Annotated in this window: 29 protein-coding genes; 23 read left to right on the top strand and 6 right to left on the bottom strand. The window is 73.7% G+C overall.

The window, feature by feature from the left end; translation table 11 throughout:
* The first annotated feature begins 34 nt into the window (after positions 1-34).
* Genes KGD84_RS01965 through KGD84_RS01950 form a run of 4 tightly spaced genes read left to right on the top strand, consistent with a single transcriptional unit; the run spans position 35 to position 2031 of the window.
* Positions 35-457 (top strand): gas vesicle protein, encoded by a 423-nt coding sequence (locus KGD84_RS01965; RefSeq protein ID WP_220564416.1) that lies wholly within the window; start codon positions 35-37, stop codon positions 455-457.
* A complete protein-coding gene (locus KGD84_RS01960; RefSeq protein WP_220564415.1) occupies positions 444-1238 on the top strand; it encodes a GvpL/GvpF family gas vesicle protein in 795 nt (264 codons plus the stop codon). The genes KGD84_RS01965 and KGD84_RS01960 overlap by 14 nt, the downstream gene beginning before the upstream one ends.
* Positions 1235-1537, top strand: a complete 303-nt coding sequence (locus KGD84_RS01955) for a gas vesicle protein (protein WP_220564414.1) — start codon at positions 1235-1237, stop codon at positions 1535-1537. The genes KGD84_RS01960 and KGD84_RS01955 overlap by 4 nt, the downstream gene beginning before the upstream one ends.
* Positions 1538-1566: 29 nt before the next feature.
* Positions 1567-2031, top strand: coding sequence for a gas vesicle protein K (locus KGD84_RS01950; RefSeq protein WP_220564413.1), 465 nt, complete (start codon positions 1567-1569; stop codon positions 2029-2031).
* A gap of 349 nt (positions 2032-2380) precedes the next feature.
* Here KGD84_RS01950 and KGD84_RS01945 read toward each other — a convergent pair whose 3' ends face one another.
* Together KGD84_RS01945 and KGD84_RS01940 are read right to left on the bottom strand one after the other, a co-directional pair.
* Positions 2381-3040: a class I SAM-dependent methyltransferase gene (locus KGD84_RS01945; RefSeq protein ID WP_220564412.1), complete on the bottom strand. Its 660-nt coding sequence runs from the start codon at positions 3038-3040 to the stop codon at positions 2381-2383.
* Positions 3041-3262: 222 nt separating this feature from the next.
* Complete coding sequence (locus tag KGD84_RS01940) at positions 3263-3859, bottom strand: TetR/AcrR family transcriptional regulator (protein ID WP_220564411.1); 597 nt, start codon at positions 3857-3859, stop codon at positions 3263-3265.
* 196 nt (positions 3860-4055) lie between these two features.
* On the opposite strand from KGD84_RS01940, the gene KGD84_RS01935 reads away from it, so the two are divergent.
* Entirely contained in the window at positions 4056-5693 is a 1638-nt protein-coding gene (locus tag KGD84_RS01935; RefSeq protein WP_370634646.1) for an MDR family MFS transporter, read from the top strand.
* Between the two features lie 36 nt (positions 5694-5729).
* Here KGD84_RS01935 and KGD84_RS01930 read toward each other — a convergent pair whose 3' ends face one another.
* Both KGD84_RS01930 and KGD84_RS01925 read right to left on the bottom strand, forming a co-directional pair.
* Positions 5730-6179 (bottom strand): GNAT family N-acetyltransferase, encoded by a 450-nt coding sequence (locus tag KGD84_RS01930; RefSeq protein WP_220564410.1) that lies wholly within the window; start codon positions 6177-6179, stop codon positions 5730-5732.
* 123 nt (positions 6180-6302) lie between these two features.
* A complete protein-coding gene (locus tag KGD84_RS01925) occupies positions 6303-7631 on the bottom strand; it encodes an ATP synthase F0 subunit B (RefSeq protein ID WP_220565461.1) in 1329 nt (442 codons plus the stop codon).
* Between the two features lie 391 nt (positions 7632-8022).
* On the opposite strand from KGD84_RS01925, the gene KGD84_RS01920 reads away from it, so the two are divergent.
* A complete protein-coding gene (locus tag KGD84_RS01920) occupies positions 8023-8580 on the top strand; it encodes a gamma carbonic anhydrase family protein (RefSeq protein ID WP_220564409.1) in 558 nt (185 codons plus the stop codon).
* Between the two features lie 117 nt (positions 8581-8697).
* On the opposite strand, the gene KGD84_RS01915 is transcribed toward KGD84_RS01920, so the two are convergent.
* Together KGD84_RS01915 and KGD84_RS01910 are read right to left on the bottom strand one after the other, a co-directional pair.
* A complete protein-coding gene (locus KGD84_RS01915) occupies positions 8698-9579 on the bottom strand; it encodes an ABC transporter permease (protein ID WP_220564408.1) in 882 nt (293 codons plus the stop codon).
* 38 nt (positions 9580-9617) lie between these two features.
* Positions 9618-10598, bottom strand: coding sequence for an ABC transporter ATP-binding protein (locus tag KGD84_RS01910; protein WP_220564407.1), 981 nt, complete (start codon positions 10596-10598; stop codon positions 9618-9620).
* A gap of 357 nt (positions 10599-10955) precedes the next feature.
* Here KGD84_RS01910 and KGD84_RS01905 point away from each other — a divergent pair, with 357 nt between their 5' ends.
* The 17 genes from KGD84_RS01905 (at position 10956) to KGD84_RS01825 (ending at position 23755) form a co-directional block, all read left to right on the top strand.
* Positions 10956-11696, top strand: a complete 741-nt coding sequence (locus KGD84_RS01905; protein ID WP_220564406.1) for a class I SAM-dependent methyltransferase — start codon at positions 10956-10958, stop codon at positions 11694-11696.
* Positions 11686-12750 carry a class V lanthionine synthetase subunit LxmK gene (gene lxmK / locus KGD84_RS01900; RefSeq protein ID WP_220564405.1) on the top strand — a complete coding sequence of 355 codons (1065 nt, stop codon included), beginning with the start codon at positions 11686-11688 and terminating at the stop codon, positions 12748-12750. Before KGD84_RS01905 ends, lxmK begins: the two co-directional genes overlap by 11 nt.
* Positions 12747-13703, top strand: coding sequence for a T3SS effector HopA1 family protein (locus KGD84_RS01895; RefSeq protein WP_220564404.1), 957 nt, complete (start codon positions 12747-12749; stop codon positions 13701-13703). Before lxmK ends, KGD84_RS01895 begins: the two co-directional genes overlap by 4 nt.
* A gap of 76 nt (positions 13704-13779) precedes the next feature.
* Entirely contained in the window at positions 13780-13944 is a 165-nt protein-coding gene (locus tag KGD84_RS01890; protein WP_220564403.1) for an LxmA leader domain family RiPP, read from the top strand.
* 195 nt (positions 13945-14139) lie between these two features.
* The gene (locus tag KGD84_RS01885; protein ID WP_220564402.1) at positions 14140-14298 is read left to right on the top strand and encodes an LxmA leader domain family RiPP; all 159 of its coding nucleotides are present in this window, start codon (positions 14140-14142) and stop codon (positions 14296-14298) included.
* A gap of 25 nt (positions 14299-14323) precedes the next feature.
* The gene (locus KGD84_RS01880; RefSeq protein WP_220564401.1) at positions 14324-14488 is read left to right on the top strand and encodes an LxmA leader domain family RiPP; all 165 of its coding nucleotides are present in this window, start codon (positions 14324-14326) and stop codon (positions 14486-14488) included.
* 25 nt (positions 14489-14513) lie between these two features.
* Complete coding sequence (locus KGD84_RS01875; protein ID WP_220564400.1) at positions 14514-14696, top strand: LxmA leader domain family RiPP; 183 nt, start codon at positions 14514-14516, stop codon at positions 14694-14696.
* A gap of 29 nt (positions 14697-14725) precedes the next feature.
* Positions 14726-14902 carry an LxmA leader domain family RiPP gene (locus KGD84_RS01870; protein WP_220564399.1) on the top strand — a complete coding sequence of 59 codons (177 nt, stop codon included), beginning with the start codon at positions 14726-14728 and terminating at the stop codon, positions 14900-14902.
* Positions 14903-14960: 58 nt separating this feature from the next.
* Positions 14961-15137 (top strand): LxmA leader domain family RiPP, encoded by a 177-nt coding sequence (locus KGD84_RS01865; protein ID WP_220564398.1) that lies wholly within the window; start codon positions 14961-14963, stop codon positions 15135-15137.
* A gap of 103 nt (positions 15138-15240) precedes the next feature.
* The gene (locus KGD84_RS01860; protein ID WP_220564397.1) at positions 15241-15969 is read left to right on the top strand and encodes an ABC transporter ATP-binding protein; all 729 of its coding nucleotides are present in this window, start codon (positions 15241-15243) and stop codon (positions 15967-15969) included.
* Positions 15966-16793 (top strand): ABC transporter permease, encoded by an 828-nt coding sequence (locus tag KGD84_RS01855; RefSeq protein WP_220564396.1) that lies wholly within the window; start codon positions 15966-15968, stop codon positions 16791-16793. The genes KGD84_RS01860 and KGD84_RS01855 overlap by 4 nt, the downstream gene beginning before the upstream one ends.
* Positions 16794-16828: 35 nt before the next feature.
* Entirely contained in the window at positions 16829-17824 is a 996-nt protein-coding gene (locus tag KGD84_RS01850; protein ID WP_220564395.1) for an LLM class flavin-dependent oxidoreductase, read from the top strand.
* Positions 17817-18434 (top strand): flavoprotein, encoded by a 618-nt coding sequence (locus tag KGD84_RS01845; protein WP_220564394.1) that lies wholly within the window; start codon positions 17817-17819, stop codon positions 18432-18434. Before KGD84_RS01850 ends, KGD84_RS01845 begins: the two co-directional genes overlap by 8 nt.
* Positions 18428-19381, top strand: a complete 954-nt coding sequence (locus KGD84_RS01840; RefSeq protein WP_220564393.1) for a hypothetical protein — start codon at positions 18428-18430, stop codon at positions 19379-19381. Before KGD84_RS01845 ends, KGD84_RS01840 begins: the two co-directional genes overlap by 7 nt.
* Positions 19378-20664, top strand: coding sequence for a M16 family metallopeptidase (locus KGD84_RS01835; RefSeq protein WP_220564392.1), 1287 nt, complete (start codon positions 19378-19380; stop codon positions 20662-20664). Before KGD84_RS01840 ends, KGD84_RS01835 begins: the two co-directional genes overlap by 4 nt.
* Positions 20664-21971, top strand: coding sequence for a M16 family metallopeptidase (locus KGD84_RS01830; protein ID WP_220564391.1), 1308 nt, complete (start codon positions 20664-20666; stop codon positions 21969-21971). The genes KGD84_RS01835 and KGD84_RS01830 overlap by 1 nt, the downstream gene beginning before the upstream one ends.
* Positions 21968-23755 carry an ABC transporter ATP-binding protein gene (locus tag KGD84_RS01825; RefSeq protein ID WP_220564390.1) on the top strand — a complete coding sequence of 596 codons (1788 nt, stop codon included), beginning with the start codon at positions 21968-21970 and terminating at the stop codon, positions 23753-23755. The genes KGD84_RS01830 and KGD84_RS01825 overlap by 4 nt, the downstream gene beginning before the upstream one ends.
* Positions 23756-23773 lie beyond the last annotated feature (18 nt).

Raw genomic sequence — 23773 nt, 5'->3', positions numbered from 1 at the left:
CCGCGGAGACGGCGCGGACGGAGGGCCGATACCCATGAGTGAACCCACACCCTGGCGGGGCGGTCCCAGCGAGATCCGCCCTTCGGGAAGGGCGTCGTCCGCCAATCTGGCCGACGTCCTGGAACGCGTTCTCGACAAGGGCGTCGTGATCGCGGGCGACATCAAGATCAACCTGCTGGACATCGAACTCCTCACGGTCAAGCTCCGGCTGCTCGTCGCCTCGGTCGACAAGGCCAAGGAGATGGGCATCGACTGGTGGGAGCACGACCCGGCGCTGTCCTCCGGTGCCTCCCGGCGCCGGAACGACGAGCTGGCCGCGGAGAACGAGCGGCTGCGCGAGCGCCTCGCGGCCCTGGAGGAGCACCGGGCGGGGCAGGTGGAGGCGCCGGAGGCGGCGGCCTCCGTCGAGGACGCGAGGACGGAACGGCTGGAGGAGGACGGCCATGAACCGGGCTGAACAGGCGAGTTACGCCTACGCCGTGTGCCGGCCCTTCGACCCCGGGGAGCTCGACGGGCTCACCGGTGTGGGCGGCCACCCCGTCCACCTCGTCACCCGGGGCGGGCTCGCCGCCGTGATCAGCACCGTCCCCGCCGCCGAGTTCGACGAACAGGCCCTGCGCACCAGGCTGGAAGACCTCCGGTGGCTGGAGGAGGTGGCGCGGGCGCACCACGGCGTCGTGGCCGGGGTGGCCGCGCGGTCGGTGACCGCCCCCCTGAGGCTGGCCACCGTCTACCGGAGCGACGACCGGGTGCGGGAGGTGCTCGACGAGAACGCCGCGGCCTTCGAGGAGACCCTGGACTCCCTGGCGGGCCGGGTCGAGTTCGGGGTGAAGGTGTACGCCGAGGCGGCCCGCCCGGCGCGCGCCCCCGAACCCGCGGCCCCCCTCCCCGGGGAGAGCCCGGGCAAGGCGTATCTGCGCAGGCGCAGGGAGCAGCGCGACCGGCGCGACGACACGTGGGAGAAGGCGTCCGACCTGTGCGAGCGCGTGTCCCTGGCCCTGGAGCGGCACTCCCTCGCCCGGGTGCGGCACCAGCCGCAGAACGCGGCCCTGTCGGAGTCCTCCGGCGAGAACGTCATGAACAGCGCCTACCTCGTGGACCGGGGGCGGGCGGCGGAGTTCGTCGGGGCCGTGGAGGCGCTGGCGGCCGAGGCGCCGGAGGGCACCAGGGTGGAGGCCTCCGGGCCGTGGACCCCCTATTCGTTCGCGTCCCTGCGCACGGACGGGGAGGGGACGTGAGCCCGGCGCCCCGGGAGAGGGAAGGACCGCCGGCGGACGGCTCCCCCTTCGGGGAGGCCCGATCCCTGACCACGGTGCTCGACGAGGACCTCCCCCTGGCCGACCGCGAGATCTCCCTGGTCGACCTCCTCGACAGGGTCCTGGCCAAGGGCGTGATGATCACCGGGGACGTGACCGTGTCCATCGCGGACGTGGACCTCGTCAGGATCTCCCTGCGCGCGCTGGTCTCGTCGATCAACGAGGACGTGCCCTCGCCCTGGGAGCACGGCCACCCCCTGAGCGGGTGGATCCGGCCATGACGGGAACCCGCCCGGGAAGGGGTGAAGCGATGTCGGAGACGGACGGACGCCCTCCGGGGACCACGGCCCGCGCGGACCCGGACGAGGCGCGGGAGGCCGGCGCGAACGGTGTGGACGGCGTCCTCGCTCCGCTCCGGGACGTGCTGGACGCGACGGCGGAGCGGCGGGAGGAGGGCGCGGGCGCGCACTCCGGTTCGGCCCGGCAGCGGCTCCGCCACCGCATCGAGACCGAGCCCGACACGGTCGAGCGCGACCTGATCAAGCTCGTGCTCACCGTGGTCGAGCTCGTGCGGCAGCTCATGGAGAGGCAGGCCCTGCGGCGCGTGGACCAGGGGGACCTCACCGAGGACCAGGAGGAGCGGATCGGCATGACCCTCATGCTGCTGGAGGAGCGCATGACCGAGCTGCGCGACCGCTACGGCCTCACCGCCGCCGACCTCAACCTGGACCTGGGGCCGCTGGGCTCCCTGCTTCCGCGCGATCCCGAGGGGTAGGACCGCGCGCCGCGCGGCACCCGACCGCGGGCGCGTGAGACCGCAGCGCCCGAACGCAGGCACCTCCAGGTTCCGGCGCGCGGCACCCGACCATAGGCGCACAAGACCATGGCGCCCGGACGCAGGCGCACGAGACCGCGGCGCCCGGACGCAGGCTCCTCCGGGCCCCGGCGCGCGGCACCCGACCGCGGGCGCGTGAGACCGCAGCGCCCGGACACGGGCGTCTCCGGGTCCCGTCTCGGCGGCGGGGCGCCGGGCGCCCCGCGCCGCCGAGGCGGGCCCGGGGCGCGGCCCGCGGCCGGGTACGGGTCCGCCCGCCGTCCGCGGGGACGGCGGGCGGGCCCCGGCGTCAGGAGCGGCGGCGGGCGCGCAGGACCACGTCGTGGATGGTGTACTCGGTGCCGTTGTAGACGGCCGGGCGCGGCCGCTCCTCCAGGGTCACCGTCTCCCAGCGGTCCTCGGGGACCAGGGCCGCCATGTCCTCCAGGGTCGGGAACATCTCCGGCCACGGCGGGCGCGGCACCCCGTCCTCCAGGTCGCGCAGGGCGTGGGAGACCAGCAGCAGGGTCCCGCCCGGGGCGACCGCCGCGGCCAGCCCGCCGAACACCTCCGCCCGCCGCTCCGGGCGCGGCGGCAGGTAGTGCGAGGTCACCAGGTCGTAGGCGCCCTCCGGCGGCACCCACGTGTAGATGTCGGCCTGCCGCCACGTGATCCGGGCGGCGGCCTCGGGCACCTGCTCGGCGACCCGGGCGGCCGCCTTCTCCAGGGCCACCGCGGAGATGTCCGTGGCGGTCACCTCCCAGCCCCGCTCGGCCAGCCACCGGGCGTCGTCGCCCTCGCCGCTGCCGACCTCCAGCGCCCGGCCCGGCTCCAGGCCGGCCGCCTCGGCCACCAGCGCGACGTTGGGGTTCCCGCTCCAGATCCGCTCCGGCGCGGCGAAGCGCTCGTCCCAGTACTCCGCGCGGAACATCTCCGGCGGGGGCGCGTCGGGGAACTGCTCATCGGTCATCGTCGACCACCTCCACGACCAGACTCACCGCCGGGGCCCCGGTACGCCACTCTCCTTGCCGATCCGGCAAAACAGGGCCCGCAGGCCGTCCGTGGGAGGTGCCGTCGGTCGAGGGCCGCCCCCGGAAGGCGGGCCGGCCGCAGGCCGTCCTTCGAGGGCGGTGGCGGGCGACGGGAGGGCGTCGGCGGACGACGGCCGGGAGGTACCGGGCGGCGGGCGGGGTCACTCCCCGGCGAAGTCCTCCAGGCACAGGTCGAGGAGCGCCTCGACCCGGCGGGTGAGGTCCTCCCGGGCCTGGGCGCGCAGCGCCGTGGCGCCCTCGACCAGGCGGACCCGGGTGATGCCCAGCATCAGCGCGGTCACCAGGGAGGCGTTCGCGCGCGCTCCGGTGCCGCCGCCGAGGTAGGCCTCCAGGGGGTCGATCAGGGCGCTGGTGATGCGCCCCTGGTAGACCGCCTGGAGGTCGGGGTCGCCCGCCGAGTGGTCCAAGGCGCGCTGGAGGGCGCTGCTCTCGCCGTGCAGGCGGCTCACCACGTGCTCGGCCAGCCGCCGGGTGAGGGTGTCCCGGTCCCCCTCGATCAGGCCGGGGAAGACGCCGTCCTCGCGCAGGATCTCGGTGAGCAGGCCGCGCTTGGCGCCGAAGTAGCGGTTGATCAGGGCGACGTTGACCCCGGCGTGCGCGGCGATCTTGCGCGAGGACACGGCGCCGTAGCCCTCCTCCGTGAAGAGCTCCCGGGCACTGGCCAGGATGCGCTCTCTGGTCGCCTCGCGGCCGCGGGCGGGCCCGGCACCGCTTCCGGTTCCGTCCGTACCGTCCATCTCCACACCCTTCGGCGGACCTGCTCTGACTGTGCGGATTCCAGGTTGACACCCCGGCTGCCGGTTCGCCTACCGAATCGTCCCCGGTGATATCGACTTGACAAGGTCAACACCGTTTACCTATACCTGGAGATGGACATTCCGCCCCCGGCAATACGCCGCGGGGCCTTTCGTGTGTCCGGGATGAGGGATCTCGTTGGAACAGGCAGTACGCAGTGCATCCGTCCCCCGTACCCCGGAACCGCCCGATCCCCACGCCCAGGTCCTCCCCTCCCCCAGGGTGGTCCGGCGCATCATGGTCGGCCTCGTCCTGGCGATGCTCACCTCGATGCTCACCAACTCCATCATCGGCACCGCGCTGCCGACGATCATGGGCGAACTCGGCGGACAGGACCGGCTGGCGTGGGTGGCGACCGCCGCCCTGCTCACCATGACCGCCTCGACCCCCGTGTGGGGCAAGCTCTCCGACATCTGGGGCCGCAAGCTGCTGTTCCAGGTGTCCCTGGGCATCTTCATCGTCGCGTCGGTCGCGGCCGGGCTGGCCCAGGACATCAACTGGCTGATCGCCGCCCGCGCCCTCCAGGGCCTGGGCGTGGGCGGTCTGGCCACGCTGCCCAACATCATCCTGGGCGACGTGGTGGCCCCCCGCGAGCGCGGCCGCTACAGCGGCCTCATCGGCATGGTGTTCGGGGTGTCCACGGTGCTCGGGCCGCTGGTCGGCGGGTTCCTGGTGGACAGCCCGCTGGGGTGGCGCTGGTGCTTCCTGATCACGGTGCCGCTGGCGGTGTTCGCGTTCGTGGTCATCCAGTTCATGTTCACCATGCCGTTCACGCCCCGGCGCGACGCCCCGGTCGACTACACCGGCGCCGCCCTGATCTTCGGGGCGGCCAGCACCGCGATCGTGCTGCTCAGCCTGGGCGGCACCCAGATCGCCTGGACCTCGCCGCTCGCGATCGGCCTGGGCGCCGCCGCGGTGCTGCTGACGGCGGGCGCGGTGGTCGTGGAGCGGCGGGCGCGCGAGGCGATCATCCCGGCCCGGCTGTTCCGCGACCGGACGTTCGTGCTGTCCTCGGCGGCGTCGGTGTGCGTGGGCATGATGATGTTCGGCCTGATCATCTACATGCCGCAGTACCTCCAGATGGTCCACGGGATGAGCCCGACCGTGTCGGGGATGATGACGCTGCCGCTGGTGGCGGCGTTCCTGGTCACCTCGATCGGCTCCGGGTACGCCGTGAGCGGCAGCGGCCGCTGGAAGGCCTACCCGGTCGTCGGCATGGTGCTGTGCGTGGTCGGGTTCGTGCTGCTCTCCCTGGCGCACCTGGACCCGGGGCTGACCTCGGTGGTCGCCGGGCAGGCCCTGGTGGGGCTGGGCTTCGGCCTGAACATGCAGCTCCTGCTGCTGGCCACGCAGAGCTCCCTGCCCACCGCCGACATGGCCGCGGGCACCGCCTCGGTGGTGTTCTTCCGCAACCTGGGCGGGGCCACGGGCGTGGCGGCGTTCGGCGCGGTGATGGTCGGGCGGCTCAACACCGAGCTGGCGGCCGCGGTGGCGGCGGCCCGGGAGCGGGCGGCGGCCGACGCCGCGGGCGGGACCGACTCGGGCGCCGCGGAGCTGGCGGAGCAGCTGGCCGGGGCGGGCCGGGCGGCCCAGGGTTCGCCGGAACTGGTGCACACGCTGCCGGGTCCGGTGCGCGACGTGATCGTGGGCGCGTTCGACCACGCGATGCAGGGAGTGTTCCTGGCGGGCGTGCCCATCGCCGTACTGGGCCTGGTCGCGGTGGCGTTCATGCGGGGCGTGCCGCTGCGCGGCGGTCCCCCGGCCCGGGGCCGGTAGGCGCCGCGGGCCCGGAGCGGACGCCCGGGGCACGGGTCAGAGGTAGCGGCGGAAGCCCTCGGCGGAGTCGGAGAAGCCGAGGGCCCTGTAGAACTCGTGGGCCCCCCGCCTGCTCTCGTGGGACAGCAGCTCCACCTTGTAGCACCCGGCCCGGGAGGCGCGGTCCAGCGCGTCCTCCATCAGGGCCCGGCCGATGCCGCGGCGGCGCAGGTTCGGGTCGACGACGAGGTTGTCGGCCACCGCCCAGGGCTGGGCGTCGTGGGTGAGGTTGGCGACCACCAGCAGGTCGAGGGTGCCGATGATCTGGCCCCGCTGCTCGGCGACCAGGACGGTGCGGTCCGGGTCGTTCTCCATCCGGGTCCAGGCGCGCACGGCCGCGGAGGACATGCGGACGTGAGCGCTCTGCGTGTGGGTCGTATCGCCGAGTTCGCGGAGGAGACGCAGAATCGCACCGAGGTCGGACCGGATGGCCGCGCGGATAATCATGGCTTCCGGAATGGTAGCCGACCTCCCGCGACAAGGCGGACGTCGCCCTACAACCGGACATAAAACACCAGGGGTGGGGACCTCGGTCCCCACCCCGGAATCGTCGTGCGCGCGGCGCCGGCGCTACGGCTTGCGGATGACCCGCACGCCCTCGTCGCCCGACGGCGGCTGGCCGCCCTCCGGACGCCGGTAGATGCCGGTGATGCCCGGGTCGCCGCCGGGCTCGGCGGAGGCCGGGGCCTGCGGGCCGGTGCCCTGCGGAGCCTGCGGTCCCGTGCCCTGGGGGGCCTGCGGGCCGGTGCCCTGCGGGGCCTGCGGGCCGCCCTCGGGGGCGGGGCCGGTGAACCGCGCGCCCTGCGGGGGACGCGGGGCCTCGGCCTGCGGGCCCTTGGGCTCCTGGCCCTGGGCCGGGCCCTGGGGCCGCGGGTTGGGCTTGATCCGCACCGTGGACTCGTCCGGGACCTCGGGAAGGGAGGTGATCCGGATGGTGGCCTCGTCCGGGGCCGGCTCCGGCCTGGGGGCCTCCGCGGGCTTGGCGGGCTGAGCGGGCTTGGCGGCCTCGGGTGCGGGCTTGGCCTGCTCCGGCTTGGCGGGAGCGGGCTTGGCCTGCTCCGGCTTGGGCTTGGGCGTGAAGACCTCGGTCCTGGCCTCGACCTGGGCCGCGGGCTCCGTCGCGACCGGGCCGGGCGCCTTGGCGGCCTCCGGCTCGGGCTTGGCGGGAGCCGGCTTGGCCTGCTCCGGCTTGGCGGGAGCGGGCTTGGCGGGCTGAGCGGGCTTGGCCGGTGCCGGGGAGACGTTCTCCTCACGGGTCAGACCGGTCTCCAGCGCCCCCGCCTTGTCCTCCGCCGCGACCAGGTCGGCCAGCGTGGAGTGCATGTCGCGCAGGCGGCGCAGCGCCTCGGAGTGCGTCGCGGTCAGCGTCGCGAGCCTGCGGTCGGCGGTGTCGTGGATCTTCTTGGCCCGCGCCTCGGCCTCGCCCAGGCGGCGCTCGCCCTCCTGGCGGGCCTGCTCGCGGAGCTGGTCCGACTCCTTCTTGGCGCCGGTGACCATCTCGGTGGCCTCCGAGCGCGCGGAGGAGATGATGCGCTCGGCGTGGTCCTCGGCGTCCTTGCGGAGCTTGGCGATCTCCTCCTGGGCCCGCTTCCGGGCCTCCTGCACCTCGGAGTCCACCTTGGCCCGGCGCTCGTTCGCCTCCTCCTCCGCGATGCGGAGGATCTCGGCCATGCGCTCGCTGATCTGCTCGTGCTCGGGCTTGGTCTGGGCCTTCTCACGGGCGACCGCCAGGTCGCGCTTGTACTGCTCCAGCTCGTCGTCCATCTGGTTGAGACGCTGGCGCAGACTCTGGTTGTCGTTGTTCAGACGAATGAAGCGCTCGTCGACCGACGCCTTGTCGTAACCGCCCTTGCGCACCGTCGGGAACATGTCCTGTTGCAGTCCGCTACCCGGCAACATATCGCTCATGTGCCTTTCATGTCCTAGTACACCGTCATCGGCTGCACGTCGCAGCTGGTGAGACTTGCCCCGTACCCCATTGTCCGGTGAACACCCGCAAGCCCGTGTAAAGCATGCTCCGTGGGCGAGTGTCCTTTTTCACCGCGACCTCGACCGCACGAGGGGAACGGCCGGGCGCGGAGCGTCACACTGTGGACGACCGAACGACCACGGTAGGCACACGCCGCTACACCCCGTCAAGGGTCCCGAGGGGGACATCGGCGTGCGGCCTACGATCACGTTCTTACTAAGGTATGCGCGATCATCCCCGCGCGGGGGCGGAGCGGTCAACTTCGCCGCCTTCCGCACCGCCGTGAGGGCCGGTGCACGCTCCACCGAAAGGAAGCACGACATGGGCAGTGGGACCGAAGGCAGCGAGGCGGCCCCCGGGCCGCGGATCGGGGAGGCCGGATTCGGCGCCCCACAGATCCACCCCGACGCCTGGATCGCCCCGGGCGCGGTCGTGGTCGGCCGCGTCCGGCTGGGCGCGGACAGCAGTGTCTGGTACGGATCGGTCCTGCGCGCCGACACCGAGGACATCGTGGTGGGCGAGCGCGTGAACATCCAGGACCAGTGCGGCCTGCACTCCGACCCCGGCCAGCCGGTGGAGCTGCACGACGGCGTCAGCCTGGGCCACAAGGCGATGGTGCACGGCGCGATCGTCGAGGAGGGCTCGCTCATCGGCATCGGCGCGATCGTCATGGGCGGGGCCCGGGTGGGCAGGGGCGCCTTCGTCGCCGCCGGCGCGCTGGTGCCGCCGGGCAAGACCGTGCCGCCCGGCACCCTGTGGGCGGGTGTTCCCGGCAAGGTCGTCCGGGAGCTCGACGACGACGACCGGGCCGTGCTGGAGTACACCTCCGTCCACTACGCGCAGCTCGCCCGGGAGCACGCCGGGGTCACCTGGCGCTGAGCCCGGCCGGACGCCGGAACGCGGAACGGGCCCGGGAACGCACGGCGTCGTGCGCTCCCGGGCCCGCTCCGCCCTCGGGGCGGGGCGACCCGTGTCGGGGTCGTGTCGGGGCCGTCGTCAGGACCGGCGCGGGTCCCAGCGGAAGAACCGGTGGGCCAGGAACGCGAACACCGCGATCCAGAAGAGCTGCACGCCGATGGCGGGCAGGGCGTTCACCCACAGCTCCGCGAAGCCGGCGTCGTGCAGCTCCTGGATGGAGCCGAAGGCGTCCGCGCCCAGGAAGCCGGAGCGCAGCATGTCCACGGCCGGGGCGATCGGGAGGAAGCGCAGGACGGTGGCCAGCGAGTCGGGCATGACGTCCAGGGGGATCATCACGCCGCCCAGGACGAGCATGCCGAGCATCGGCACCATGGAGACCATCTGCGCGGTCTCGCCGTTGCGGACCAGCGGGGAGATGAGGGTCCCCAGCAGCGCCATGGACACCGAGGACAGGAGCAGTCCCAGCGCCATCATCACCGGGTCGGCGGGGAGCCGGTCCGCCATCACCCCGACCAGGGCGAGGAAGACCGCGCCCACGACCAGGCAGAGCAGGGTGACCAGGGCGACCATCGAGGTGTGGACCGCCGCCGGGCGCACCCCGCTCACGCGCAGCCGCTTGAGGACCAGGGCCTCGCGGCGCATGGTCAGGACGTTGGCGGGGTGGACCAGGCCCAGGGTGGTCGCGATGGCGACCAGGGTGCCGGGCAGCAGGTAGTGGACGGACAGGACGCCGGGCACCAGCTCCGTGGGCTCCATCACCGCGAAGGGGAGCAGGAAGGCGCCGGGCAGGGCCAGGTACATCAGCGCGGTCTTGTACCGCAGGAAGAGCCGGAACTCGGTCCGGGCGAGGACGGAGACCTGCTGGAAGAGGCCGCTGGGGCGGCGGGCCTCCGGGGTCGCGGGGTCGGCGGGGGCCGGAGCGGCCTCGCGCGCCGTGTCCGGGATGAGGGTGTGCGTCATGGGGTGCTCCTGATTCCGTAGCGGGTTGGATCGGGGGTCTACTCGTCGCCCTCGTCGGCGATCCGGAGGAACACGTCCTCCAGGGTCACGCCGCGGACCTGGAGGTCGGCGAGCTCCAGGTCGTTGTCGCGCGCCCACTCGACCAGCGGGGCCAGCGCCCGGTAGGCGCGGTGCGGGCCGGCCTCGCCGCGCACGGTGTAGGAGACGTGCAGGTGCCCGTCCCGGGTCTCCAGGCCGGGCCGCTCGCCGGACAGGGTCGGCAGGTCGCCGCTGCGCACGCCCGCGGGGACCCGGAACCCGATGTGGTCGCCGTACTCGGCGAGGACGGACCCGATGGTGCCCTCCACCCGGATCTCGCCGCGGTGCATGATGGCGAGCCGGTCGGCGAGCTGCTCGACCTCGTCCAGGTAGTGGGTGGTGAGCAGGATCGCGGTGCCCTGCTCCTTGAGGTCGGAGATGATCTTCCAGGTGTCCCGGCGGCCCTCGGGGTCCATGCCGGTGGTGGGCTCGTCGAGGTAGAGCACCTCGGGCCGGGTGACCAGGGCGGAGGCCAGGTCCAGGCGGCGCTTCTCGCCGCCGGAGAGCTGGCGGACCATGGTGTCGGCCTTGTGCGCCATGCCGACCGTCTCCAGGAGCTCCGCGGCGTCGCGCGGGCGGGAGGCCAGGCCGACCGTGAAGTCCAGCGTCTCGCGGACCGTGAGGTCGTCGAAGAGCCCGCTGCCCTGGAGCACGGCGTTGGCGCGCTCGCGGATCCGGGAGGGCTGGCCGTAGGGGTCCACGCCGAACACCCGGACGGTGCCCGCGCTGGGACGGCGGAAGCCCTCCAGGGTCTCGATGGTGGTGGTCTTGCCGGCGCCGTTGGTGCCCAGCAGGCCGAACAGCTCGCCGGGGCGGATCTCGAAGGAGATCCCCTTGACGGCCTCGAAGTCGCCGTAGCGCTGGCGCAGGTCCCGCACCTCGACGACGGGGCCGGCGGTTCGGTGGTCGGTTTCCTTGTTCTTTTTCGCGGTTTGTTCCATGCCCCCTTTTCTACCTCGATGGAACGGCGCGATCAATATCATTCACCGCACCCGCACGCGAAGCACGGATTATTTTTTAGCGCACTCCCCGAACGGCCTGGAAACCGGTTGGACCAAAGACCAGGACCCGGCCAATCCTTCGACCAGAAGCCCTCTGAACTGCAACGATCACACCCTAGCAAACCTCCGCGCAAAACGGGTCAAACCCACCCGAGAATTCCTCGACCTTGGATTGGAACAGGAATGGAAAGACGGGCAGCGCATTCATCGGGGCGCGGGTCCAGGATGGTGACAACGAAAGAGCGGGACACACCGAAGGCGAACGGGAAAGGACAGGGCGGAGCCGCCCGGAGAGCCATGCAGACGGCGAATATTTACGGGGACTCCCTGGCGGGGGTCTACGACATGATCTACCCGGCGAGCCCCCTGGCCGACCAGGCCGCGGAGTTCATCGCGGGCCTGGCCCCGGGCGGCAGCGTCCTGGAGCTGGGCGTGGGCACCGGCCGCGTCGCCCTGCCGATGGCGGCCCGGGGCCTGCGGGTCACCGGGATCGACGCCTCCGAGGAGATGCTCCGCAAGCTGCGGGAGAACGACCCCGAGGGCCGGATCACCGCCGTGGCCGGCGACTTCTCCGAGGAGCTGCCCGAGGGCTCCTTCGACGTCACGGTCAACCCGCTCAACACGCTCTGCATGGTCAGCGACGCGGAGAAGCAGCTGGCCACCCTGCGCCTGATGCGCTCGCGCACCGCCGACGACGGTGTGGTGGTCCTGGAGACCTACAACCCGCTCATCTACCACGGGCTGGACGAGGGCACCAAGACCGAGGCCCAGCACCTCCAGGACGGCACGGTCGGCCTCTACACGACCTACGTCGACCGGATGGCGCAGCTCGCGGTCATCGTCCGCACCTTCGTCGGAGACGAGAACTCCCGCCTGGTCGAGCTGAGCCGCTACGTCTGGCCCTCGGAGCTGGACCTCATGGCCCGCCTGGCCGGCCTGCGACTGCGCGAGCGGTACGCGGGCTGGAACCGGGAGCCCCTCACCCACCACAGCCAGTCCTTCGTGTCCGTCTACGAGGTGAACCCCGATGGCGAGTAAGCCCACCACCTTCGACCCCATCCCCCTGGAGGACGTCCCCGAGGTCACCGCCCTGCTGGAGCGGAACGGCTTCGGCGGGTTCGTCGAAGACACCCTGACCTCCTACCTGGGCCGCAACGACATCTGGGCCGGCGAGACCGAATCCGGCCGGGGGGTGTTCGTCAAGCGCCTCAACGGACCGGCCGAGGACGTCCGCGCCCGCCTGGAGCGCATCGCCCTGGTCGACGGCCTCACCGCCGACAGCCCCGACCTGGTCGGCCCCCGCGTCCACGCCGTGGACACCGAGCACGGCCTGGCCGCCTTCGAGCTGCTGGAGGACGTGGTCAACGGCGCCGACCTGGCCCGGGACGACCTCTTCACCGAGGAGATGTCCGAGCAGGCCGGACGCGCCCTGGCCGCCCTCCACTCCCTGGAGGTGCCCGAGGAGCTGAGCGCCGGCGCCCGTCCCGCCGACCCGCCGCGCACCCTGGACTCGATCGACCTGGAGACCTACGCGGCGGCCAGCGCGGGCGAACTGGACCTGTGGCGGCTGCTGCACGACGACGGGGAGGTGGCCTCCGCCCTGGCGGTGCCCCCCGGCGGCGCCGGACGGCACCGCACCGGGCTCGTCCACGGCGACCTGCGGCTGGACCAGTTCCTCAGCGACGGCGACGTCCTGTACCTCACCGACTGGGAGGAGATCCGCCCGGGCGACCCGGCCTCCGACATCGGCGCGTTCGCCGGCGAGTGGCTGCACCGCGGCGTCATGGCGATGACCTCCTCCCCCGAGGACCCGATCTCGGGCGGCGCCCGCCGCTTCGAGCTGCTGCGCAGCAACATCGAGGCGTTCTGGGCCGCCTACCTGGAGGCCCGGCCCGAGGCCCGCGGCGACATCGACCTGGCGGTCAGGGCCACGGCCTACGTCGGCCACCACCTGTTCAACCGGGTGCTGGCCGCGGCCCAGCACGCCGCCTACCTGACCCCCCTGAACAAGGCCGCCGCGGGTGTGGGGCGACGCGCCCTGCTGAACCCGCAGGGCTACGCCCCCGCGATCGGATTCGGAGAACGAGTGTGAGTGCGACGACCACCGCGCCCCCGCTGGCGGAACCGCTGCGGCGGGCCCTGGACGAGATCGACTTCGCCCCCGACGGCAAGGAGGGGGAGGTCCGCGGGCACCGGTTCGAGGGGACCGACGCCAAGCACCTGACCGCCTCCCTGGCCAACGCCCTCTACCTGGCCCTGCACACCGGCCGGCCGCCCCGCGCCGCCAAGCGCAACCCGGCCGTCAGCGACCCCCGCATGGTCGAGGCCCTACGGGAGCGGGTCCCCCACGACACGAGCGTCATGGAGGTCCCCGGCGCCGCCGCCGACGGCGGCGCGCAGGACGAGGTCGTGGTCCGCCTGGGCGGTGTCCGGGTCCGGGTGCCGCGCGCCGGGGTCGAGGAGGCCCCGGGCGGGTCCCGCATCCGCATCCCGTCGGTGCTGCCGCGGCGCTCCCCCGGCTTCCTGATGGTCCACGGCTCCCGCGGGCACTCCCTGGACGGCGGGGACATCCTCCGCCTGTACCTGAGCGTCCCCGACCACCTCGGCGCCCCCGGCGTCTGGGGCCGAGCGCTCACCCTGCTGGAGGAGGCGGGCGTCCGCTACCAGGCCAAGGCCCTGTCCACCCGGTCGTCCTACCCGCGCAACGACGCGATCGTCGTCTATCTCGGCAGCTCCTCCTGGCCGGCGGTCCCCGCCCTGGTGGAGGGGTTGCGCGGCACCGAGGGCCTGGGCACCGGAGCCTCCCTCTACACCGCGCCCCTGGCACCCGGCGTCGCCTGGGCCTGGGAGCCGGACGACGAGCAGCTGCGCGACCGGACCCTCAGCTTCGGCCAGCACCGCTCACGGCTGATCGCCGAGGGCCTGGTCCGGGCGGTCCGCGAGGGCACCGACCGCGCCGCGGAGGCGGCCCGCTCCCTGGAGGAGGGCGGGGTTCCGGCCGGAGCCCTGCACCGCGGGCACGGCTCGCCCGACATCGGCCTCTGACGGCCGCACGAACTTCCGGGGCCGGGACACCGCGCCCCGGGACACCAGAGGAAAACACCCAACGAAAGGACACCGCATGAGCGAGAAGACGCTGTTCGAGGGCGCCGACGACTACACCACCCCGGCCGAGATCGTCGAGGAGAACGACGTCGAGAACCCCGAGGCGTCCCCCGCCTCGATCGCGTCCGCCATCGGCAGCTTCAACGCGAGCCTCGCGCTCACCAACACCTTCGGCTGCTGACGAACCCCTTCGGGAGGCGAGGGCCGTGACCACCGGTTCCGAGTCCACCCCACCCACGTCGGGAAACGGGGGCGTCGCCGACGCCCCCTCCATCCCCGACTTCCTGGCGGGCTTCACCGTCGGTGAAGCCCCGCCGGTAACCCCCCGCCGGCACGGACCGGACAACGAAGAGCACACGGAAGAGAAGGAACGGACATGACCGAGAAGAACCTGTTCGAGGGCGCCGACGACTACACCACCCCGGCCGAGATCGCCGAGGAGACCGACGTCGAGAACCCCGAGATCACCCCCACCATCTCGTTCGTCTCCGGCGCCGCGGCCAGCGCGGCCGCCACCAAGGCCATCGGCTGCTGAACCGCCCACCCGAAAGGACACGGACATGACCGAGAAGAACCTGTTCGAGGGCGCCGACGACTACACCACCCCGGCGGAGATCGCCGAGGAGCACGAGGTCGAGAACCCCGAGATCACCCCCACCGTCACCATCTCGTTCGTCTCGGGCGCCGCGGCCAGCGCCGGGGCCACCAAGGCCCTGGGCTGCTGAGCCACCGTCTCGGAAGGACACGGCCATGAGCACCGAATCCCTGATGGGCGGGGCGGACGACTACACCACCCCGGCCGAGATCGCCGGCTCCGCCGAGAGCGAGGTGCCCGAGGTGTCGCTCATCCCGATCACCACGCTCCCCGCCACGACGCTGCCGACCACCGGGCCGGCGACCACCGTGATCACCACTCTGCGCGTCGGCTGCTGACACCCCTGCGGCAGGAAGGAAGGAACGGCATGAGCACCGAATCCCTGATGGGCGGCGCGGACGACTACACCACCCCGGCCGAGATCGCCGACTCCGCCGAGTCGGAGTCCCCGGAGGCGACGCTCGCACCGACCCCCACGCTCCCGACCACCCTCCAGCCGGTCACCAGCGTCACCGTGACCACCACCCTCCGGGTCGGCTGCTGACCGCGGTCCGCACCGATCCGTTCCACCAGGAAACACAACACACGAAAGAAGGAATGACATGACCGAGCAGAACCTCTTCGAAGGCGCCGACGACTACACCACCCCGGCCGAGATCGCCGACTCCGCCGAGTCGGAGAACCCCGAGGTCACCCCGACCGTGGTCGTCTCCATCGCGGTCAGCGCCAGCGCCGCCTCCGGTGCCTCCGTCAGCGGCACCAAGTACTGGGGCTGCTGATCACCTGATCACCCCCTGAAGGAATGAACCGCCCGGGGCCGCCGAGCCGAGCGCATCGGCGGCCCCGCGGTCATCTCCCGACGAGAGAGAGGAAGGCACGTCGATGTCCCCACTGGTCAGGGCCGCCGGTCTGCGGATGGCCTACGGAGCGCGCGAGGTCCTGCGCGGCGTGGACCTCGACGTCCACCGGGGCGAGGTGCTCGCCCTGCTGGGCCCCAACGGGGCCGGCAAGAGCACCACCATGGAGATCCTGGAGGGCCTGCGACGGCGGACCTCCGGAACGGTCGAGGTGCTGGGCCGCGACCCCGGCGACGCGGACGACGCCTGGCGCGGACGCGTCGGCGTCGTGCTCCAGTCCTGGCGCGACCACGCCGACTGGCCGGTGGACGCCCTGCTCCGGCACGTCGCCCTCTACCACGACGACCCGGCCGACCCGGCGGAGCTCACCGCGCGGTTCGGCCTCACCGACTTCTCGGACCGGCGGGTGCGCGAGCTGTCCGGCGGGCAGCGCCGCCGTATGGACCTGGCCCTGGCCGTGGCCGGCCGCCCCGAGGCGCTGTTCCTGGACGAGCCCACCGTCGGCCTGGACCCCCGGTCGCGCCGCGCCTTCCACGACGCGGTCCGCTCGATCGCCGCCGAGGGCGTCGCCGTCCTGGCGACCACCCACGACATGGCCGAGGCCGAGCGCATCGCCGACCGGATCGCCGTCCTGGTCGCCGGGCGGATCACGTTCGACGGCCCCGGCGAGGAGCTCGCCGCCGAACACGGCACCGGCTCCCTGGAGGACGCCTACCTGGCCCACCTGGACTCCCGAGAGGGGATCGCACCGTGAACCGCCGCGCCCTGCGGGCGGGGGCGGACCGGTTCCGCACCGGCGCCCGCCTCGCCCTCGCCTCCCCCGACCGCCTGCTGCTGGACTTCCAGCTGCTCTTCGTCCTGGTCTACGGGACGACCTGCATGGTGGCCGCCCCCCGCGAGGACTCCGACTTCTTCATCACCTCCCCGTCGAGCCTGGCCATGACCTTCCTGATGCTGGTCATGGTGCAGTCGGGGACCTTCGCCGTCGCCCAGGCGGTCCTGGCGGCGCGGGCCGACGGCACCCTGCTGCGGCTGCGGCTGCTGCCCGGCGGGCTCCAGGCCTACGTCGTGGAGAAGTGCCTGCACGTCCTGGCGGTGAGCGCCGTGTCGATCGGCGCCCTGCTGGGCCTGGCGTTCACCGTCGGGGGCCTGTCCGCGGGCGGCCCGGCCGCCCTGCCCGGCGCCCTCGGCTCCCTCGTCCTGGGCCTGCTGTTCTTCGTGGCCCTGGGCCTGCTCCTGGGCGCGGTCCTGCCCGCCGGGGGCGACCTGCTCTCCTACTCGGCGCTGGCCGTGTACGTCCCGGCCGCGCTGGCGGGCACCGGGGCGGCCGCGTTCTTCCCCGAACCGCTGCGGGCCGCCGTGCGGGTCCTGCCGTTCGAGTGGATCGCCAACGGCGTCGACGCCGGGCTGACCGGCGGCACGCCCCTCGGGTTCGGCGGCGCCGACACCTGGAACCCGCTCGTCGCGGCCGCCGTGACGGCCGTCTGGACGGCCCTGCTGCTCGCCGCCGCCGTCCCCCTGCTGCGCCGGATGACCCGACGCGCCTCGGGCTCGGCCCCGGACCGGACCCGGACCTGACCCCACCCCCGCGCCATCGGAAGGAAGAGATCGCCATGTCGGCCCGAGCGCACCTGAGCGTGATCCAGCCCCAACAGCCCGAACGCCCCCAGCTCGTCGAACCCGTGGCGAAGCTGGTCCAGGAGACCGCCCTGCACCGGCTGTGGATGGGGCAGTCCCTGAACGCCGAGACCCACCAGGTACTGGCCTACCTGGCCGGGCGCGGCCACCGCGTCCCCGTCGGCATCGGCGTCACCCTGATGCCGCTGCGGCACCCCTTCGAGGCGGCCGTCCAGGCCCGCAGCCTGGCCCGCATCACCGGCAAGCCCGTGGTGGTGGGCTACGGCCCGGCCACGCCGGGCCTGGTCGGCGCGCTGCGCGGGCGGCCCTACGACACCCCGGCGCGGACCTCCGCCGAGTACGCCCTGGCCGTCCGCGACCTGCTCGACGGCGGCCCGGCCGAGGAGTCCGTGAACGAGGCGTTCCACCAGGGCGAGGGCCTGGTCCTGCCGGAGATCGGCCGGTTCCCCCGCGTCGAGGTGGGCCTGGGCGTGCTGCGCAGCGGGATGGCCCGCCGGGCCGGGGGCGCGGCCGACGTCGCCATCACGTGGCTGACCCCCGCCCACCACGTGCACGACACCATCGCCCCGGCGCTGGCCGAGGGCGCCGCACGGGCCGGGCGGCCCGCCCCGCCGCGGATCGCCACCGTGGTCCACGCGGCGGTCGCGCGCCCGGGCCGCGACCCGCGGCGGCTGGCGCTGCGCGGGGCGAGCACCCACCTGGGCCTGCCGCACTACACCGAGATGCTGCGCAGGGCGGGGGTGCCGGCCGACCCGGCCGACCCCGAGTCGGGCGCCGCCGCCCTGGTCGACAAGGGCGTGTACCTGTACGGGACCCCGGAGGAGGTCGCCAAGGGCCTGCTCGACTACGAGCACGCCGGGGTGAGCGAGATCGTCGTCAACCCCGCCGGGGTCGTGAACACCGAGGGCATCCGCTCGGCCGTCGCCGACGTCCGGGAGATCGCCCAGGCATGGGAGGAGCTCCGTGGCTGAGGAGGCACCGCACCCCGACCTGTTCCCCGAACTCGGGGCCGAACGCCTGCTGGTCATCGTGACCGGCTCGCTGGCGGCCACCCACATGACGTCCTGGTCCCCCTGGCTGAGCATGGGCTACCCGCGGCTGCGCCGCCGGGTGGTGCTGACCTCGTCGGCGACCCGGTTCGTGTCCCACACCGCGCTCACCGCGATGGAGCCCAACCCGGTGCTGGTGGACGCCTGGTCCGACGACCCCACCGAGAAGCCGCTGCACGTGGACCTGGCGGTCTGGCCGGACGCCGTCATCGTCTACCCGGCGTCGTTCCACTTCCTGGCCCGGTTCGCCGTGGGCCTGGGCGACACCCCGGCGATGCTCGCGCTCCAGTGCACGTCCGCGCCGGTGGCCGTCGCGCCGTCCGTGCCCCCGGGTGCGGCCGGATCGCTGGTGTACCGCAAGCACGTGGAGGCGCTGCGCGAGCGCGACAACGTGGTGGTGGTCGACCCGGTCCCGGGGATGAGCGCGCACACCGGCGGCTACGACGCCGCCGTCGCCGCCCCGCTGCCCGACGTCCTGACCGGCGTGGAGTCCCTGCGCCGCACCCTGGTGGGGGTGGGGACGCCGTGCTGACCAGGATCGTCGACGACTTCGGCACCGCCTACGTGCACACGACCGTGCTGCACACCATCACCGACGGGTTCGTGTGGATCCGCAACAGCGGCATCGACCGCTCGGTGCCCATCGGCACCGCCCCCATCCGGCTGCGCCGGCCCCTGGAGGACCTGCCCGGCTCCGTCCGGGCCCGGGTGGACCTGCCGCCCGACCCGGGGCAGACCTGGCGGGTCTTCTCCGCCCCCGGCCCGTCCTCGGTGGCCAAGCGGATGCTCCAGGAGGAGGCGGACGTCACCGGCCCGGGCGGCCTGATGACCGGGACCGGCGAACTGCTGTCCCGCATCCACGCCCTGCCGGTCCCCGCCGAGCCCGTCCTGGCGTCCCCGCAGGGGCCCGCCCGGCTGCTGCGGTGGCTGGAGGGCGGCCGGGGCCCGCACGCCGCCGCCCACCTGCACCGGGTCGCCGGGCGGGTGCTCGGCCGACGGCGGCTCGACCTGGCCCGGGAATGGTGCGAGGACCTGGCCCGGTACGGCCGGGACGTCCCCGGCGCCCTGCTGCACGGGGCGCCCGGCCTGGGGGTGCTCATCCCCTCGGTCTCCTCCGGGTCCGAGGGCGTCCTGCTCACCGGCGAGGAGCTGGCGGTGGGCCCGGCCGAGTTCGACCTCGGCTGGCTGGCCGGGGAGCTGGTGGAGCACCGCGAGGTCGTGCCGGCCTCCCGGGAGGAGGTGGGCCGCCTGCTGGACCGCCTGCTCGCCGGGTACGGGCCCGGCCCGGACCTGGACGCGGTCGGGCGCTACGCCGCCCTGCGGGTCCTGGTCCACGTGCACGACTTCTGCGCCTACGTGGGCTGGCACTCGTCGGTCGACTCCCACCTGGAGGTGGTGGCCGACGCCTTCGACCGGCACGGGGCCGGGCTGCTGGACCACACCACCGGAACCATCGGAACGGAGGACAACCGGCGATGACCACCGCCACCGCACCGCCGCGCACCCTGCACCGGACCCTGTCCAACGGGCTGCGCGTCCGCGTCCTCCCGCTGCGCTCGGTGAGCGCCGTGGGGATCGCCCTGCACTTCGGCACCGGCTTCCGGTCCGACCCCCCGGAGTTCCCCGGGCTCGCCCACCTGGTGGAGCACCTGCTGTTCCAGGGCGACGGCGCGGCCGGGCACTTCACCGGCATCGAGGCCCTGGGCGGGTTCTGCAACGCCTCCACCCGGCAGGACTACACCGACTACTACACCGTCGTCCCCTCCGACCACGCCGAGGAGATGCTGGCCCTGGAGGCCCGGCGCGTCCGCGAGCCGGAGCTCACCGAGGCGGGGCTGCGCACCCAGATCCGGGTCATCGAGGAGGAGATCGGCGCCAAGGGCCGCAAGCCCTACGGCCGGTTCCCGTGGCCGGCGCTGTCGCCGGTGCTGTTCCGGTCCTACGCCAACGCCCACGACGGGTTCGGCGACCCGGCGGCGCTGTCCCGGGCCACCCTGGAGGACTGCCGGGGCTTCCTGGAGGAGTACTGCACGGCGTCCAACGCGGTGCTGACCGTCAGCGGCGACATCGACCCGCTGCGGGCGCTCGACCTGGCCGAGGCCCACTTCGGGACGCTCCCGGCCCGGCCCGCGCCGCCGCGCCCGCACCACTGGGAGCCGGAGCCCGAGGGGACCGTGACGGGCACCGCGCACGACCCGCTGGCGGCCCGGCCCGGGTTCGCCCTCGGCTACCGGACCCCCGACGCCGCGGTCGACCCGGCGGCGCACTTCGGTCTGGCCCTGGTCGCCGAGCTGCTGGCCGGCGGCCCCGGGGCGCTGGTGCCGCGCCGCCTGGCGGAGGTCACCGGTCAGGCCCTGGGGGTGTCGGCCCGCGACGGGCTCTTCGACCTGCTGGACGCGCGCGACCCCGACATGTGGGTCCTGTCCGCGGTCCACCCCGCCGACGTGGAGCGCGACGTGATCCTCGACGCCGTCCGCGGGCAGGTCGGGCGGCTGGCCGAGCACGGCCCCACGGACACCGAGCTGGCCCGTGCGCGGGCCCGGCGGCTGGCCGCCTTCCACCGCCGGACCGACCAGCTCGCCGCCCGCACCCGCGCGGTCGGCCGCGGGGAGCTGCTGTTCGGCGACGGCGACCTGCCGGCGACCGTCCACCGCGGCTTCACGGAGGCGACCGCCGAGGACGTCGCCGCCGCCGCCCGGCTGCTGACCCGGGAGCACCGCGCCCTGCTGGTGCTCTCCCCCGGAGAAGGAGGGGAACACTGATGCGCGTCCACGACCTGCGGAGCCGGACCCTGCCCAACGGGCTGCGCGTGTGCTGCCTGCCGCACGGGGACACCCCCCTGGCGGAGCTGCGGATGGTGGTCCCCGGGACGAGCCGGACGCCCGGCGAGCTGTTCCGGGCCCAGCTGCGGGCCTCGCTCGCAGTGCTGCACACCGGAGCGGGCGACACCTCCCGCGAGGACCTGGAGTCCTCCGCCGTGGAGGTGCACGGCTCCGCCTCGCCCTGGGCGACCGTCCTGTCGGGGGGCTGCGGCACCGCCGACCTCGACCGAACGCTGCGCTACCTGGCCGAGGCGGTGCGCTCACCCGACATCGACCCCGGGGAGGCGGAGCGGGAGTACGGGCGCCAGCGCGCCCTGCTGGAGGCGTCCGCCGCGTACCCCCAGCACCGGGCGGTCGACGGCCTGTACCGGGGGCTCTACGGGGACCACCTGGCGGGCAACCGGGCGGGCGCCGGGCGCCACCCGCTGCCCGCCGAGCCCTCCGCCGAGGACCTGCGGGTCCCCGCGGGCACCTGGGGCCCCCGGGAGGCGATGCTGCTCGTCGTGGGCGGCTCGCTGGACGCCGAGGAGGTCTTCGCGGCCGTCCACCGCGCCTTCGGCGGCTGGGACTCCCCCGCCCCCGGGTGGGTCGTGCCCCCCGTCCCCGCACTGGCCCCGGGCGCGCCCGCCGTGGTCCACGTCCCCGGTACCGACCGGGCCCACGTGAGACTGCGCGCCGACGCGGTGTCCAGCGAGGACGACCGCTACGCGCCCCTGTTCCTGGCCCTGAACACCCTCAGCGGCGGGGCCGTGTCCACCCGCCTCAGCCGCAACCTGCGCAACGACCACGGCTACGTGTACGGCGTCAACGCCTACGTCGACTCCTTCCCCGGCGCGAACCTCATCGCGGTGGAGGCCGAGACCGCGGCGGCCACCGCCGGACCGGTCCTGGCCGGGATCGCCGAGGAGCTGTCCGGGATGGTCCTGGACCCGCCCACGGAGGAGGAGTTCCGCGCGGCGCAGCGGTTCGCCGCCGGATGCATGCGCACCCGCCTGACCTCGCTGGCCGAGGTCACCGGCAGCCTCATGGACATGGCCCTGAACGGCGAGGACCCCATGCGGCTCGCCGACTTCGCCGACCAGCTGGCCCGGGTGACCCACGACGAGGTCGTGGACGTCTCCCGGGAGTTCTTCCGTCCCGAACGCTTCACCGGGATCGTCTGTGGCGACGCCTCCCTACTCGGAACCCCGGAGCCGCTCACCGCACCCACCACACCCCACCAACCGGCCGAGGAGGTCGTCCTGTGAACACCGACGCGCCCGCACCCGAACCCCCGGTGGGCCTGCGCGGCCTGCTGTCCTACGCCCGGCCGCACTCCCTCGCCCTGTGGTCCGGCGGCCTGATCACCACCGTCGCCGCGCTGCTCACCCTGGCCCAGCCGATGGTCGCCAAGTACTTCCTGGACGGGATGGCGGTGGGCGGGGGCCCCGACGTCACACTCATCCTGGTGCTGTCCGCGCTGCTGGTGTTCGCGACGGTCCTGGCCTCCGTCGGCAACTACCTGACCGAGCGCACGGCCGAGGGCATCGTGCACGGTGTGCGCCGCGACCTGGTGCGGCGCATCATGCGGCTGCGCATGTCGGTGCTCGACCACGGCAGCCCCGGCGACCTGCTCTCCCGGGTGGTGTCCGACAGCAACCAGCTGCGCACCGCGACCACCCGCGACCTGGTGGACCTGTTCATCGGCGCACTCCAGTTCGTCGGCATCATCGTGCTCATGGGCTACCTCGACCTGGGGCTGCTGGCCCTGCTGCTGGCCGTGGTCGTGGTGGTCGGCTTCGCGTTCGGGGCCGTCGTGCCGCGCATCCGGCGGGCCAGCCTGAACGTCCAGGAGGCCCTGGGCGAGATGGGCTCGACCCTGGAGCGGTCGCTGAACTCGCTGCGCACCATCAAGGCCAGCGGTTCGGAGGAGCGCGAGATCGCCGTCGTGACGGCCGCCTCCGAGCGGGCGCTCCAGCAGGGGAAGCGCGCCGCGGTGTGGTTCTCCGCCGGGAGCATGTCCACCGGGCTGCTGGTCCAGGTGTCGTTCCTCATCATCCTGGGTGTGGGCGGGGCCCGCGCCGCCACCGGCGGCCTGGACCTGTCCGTCCTGGTGGCGTTCCTGCTGTACCTCTTCTACCTGACCGGTCCGATCACCCAGCTGACCAGCTCGATCAGCGGCCTCCAGGCGGGCCTGGCCTCGCTCCAGCGCATCCGCGAGGTCCAGGCGATGCCGAACGAGGAGGAGACCGGCGCCGTGAGCTGGACCCCGGCGTCCGCCGACCGGCCCGCGTCGGTGTCCTTCCGCAACGTGCGGTTCGGGTACGACCCGCAGGTGCCCCTGTTCGAGGAGCTGACCTTCGACGTCCCCGCCGGGGGCATGACCGCGTTCGTCGGCCCCTCCGCGGCGGGCAAGAGCACGGTCTTCTCACTGGTCGAGCGGTTCTACGAGCCCCAGGCCGGCAGCGTCCGGATGGACGGCCGGGACATCACCGAGTGGCCGCTGGACCGGCTGCGCGCCGGGATCGGGTACGTGGAGCAGGAGGCCCCGGTGCTCTCCGGCACCCTGCGCGAGAACCTGCTGATGGCCGCCCCCGAGGCCACCGAGGAGGAGCTGGCCGACATCATCTCCCGCACCCGTCTGGAGGGGCTGGTCGGCCGGCTGGAGAACGGTCTGGACACCCTGGTCGGCCACCGCGGCGTCGCCCTCTCCGGCGGCGAGCGCCAGCGGGTGGCGATCGCCCGGGCCCTGCTGCGCCGTCCCCGGCTGCTCCTGCTGGACGAGGCCACCTCACAGCTCGACTCGATCAACGAGCAGGCCCTCCAGGAGACCATCCGGGAGGCGTCGCGGATCACCACCGTGATGGTGATCGCCCACCGGCTGGCGACCGTGCGCGAGGCGGACCGCATCCTGGTCCTGGAGCGCGGCCGCATCCGGTCGACGGGCACCCACGAGGAGCTGGTGGAGTCCGACGAGCTGTACATGGAGCTGTCCATGCACCAGTTCGCCGGCGCCGAGGCCGCCCCGGTGGGGGCCGGTGCGCAGGGCTGACCCCGCGCCCCGGGCGCC

It is taken from the genome of Nocardiopsis changdeensis, from assembly GCF_018316655.1.
In the GTDB taxonomy this organism is placed as follows: domain Bacteria; phylum Actinomycetota; class Actinomycetes; order Streptosporangiales; family Streptosporangiaceae; genus Nocardiopsis; species Nocardiopsis changdeensis.
Note: the sequence above shows the minus strand (reverse complement) of the source record. Positions and strands in the feature narration are given on the sequence as shown.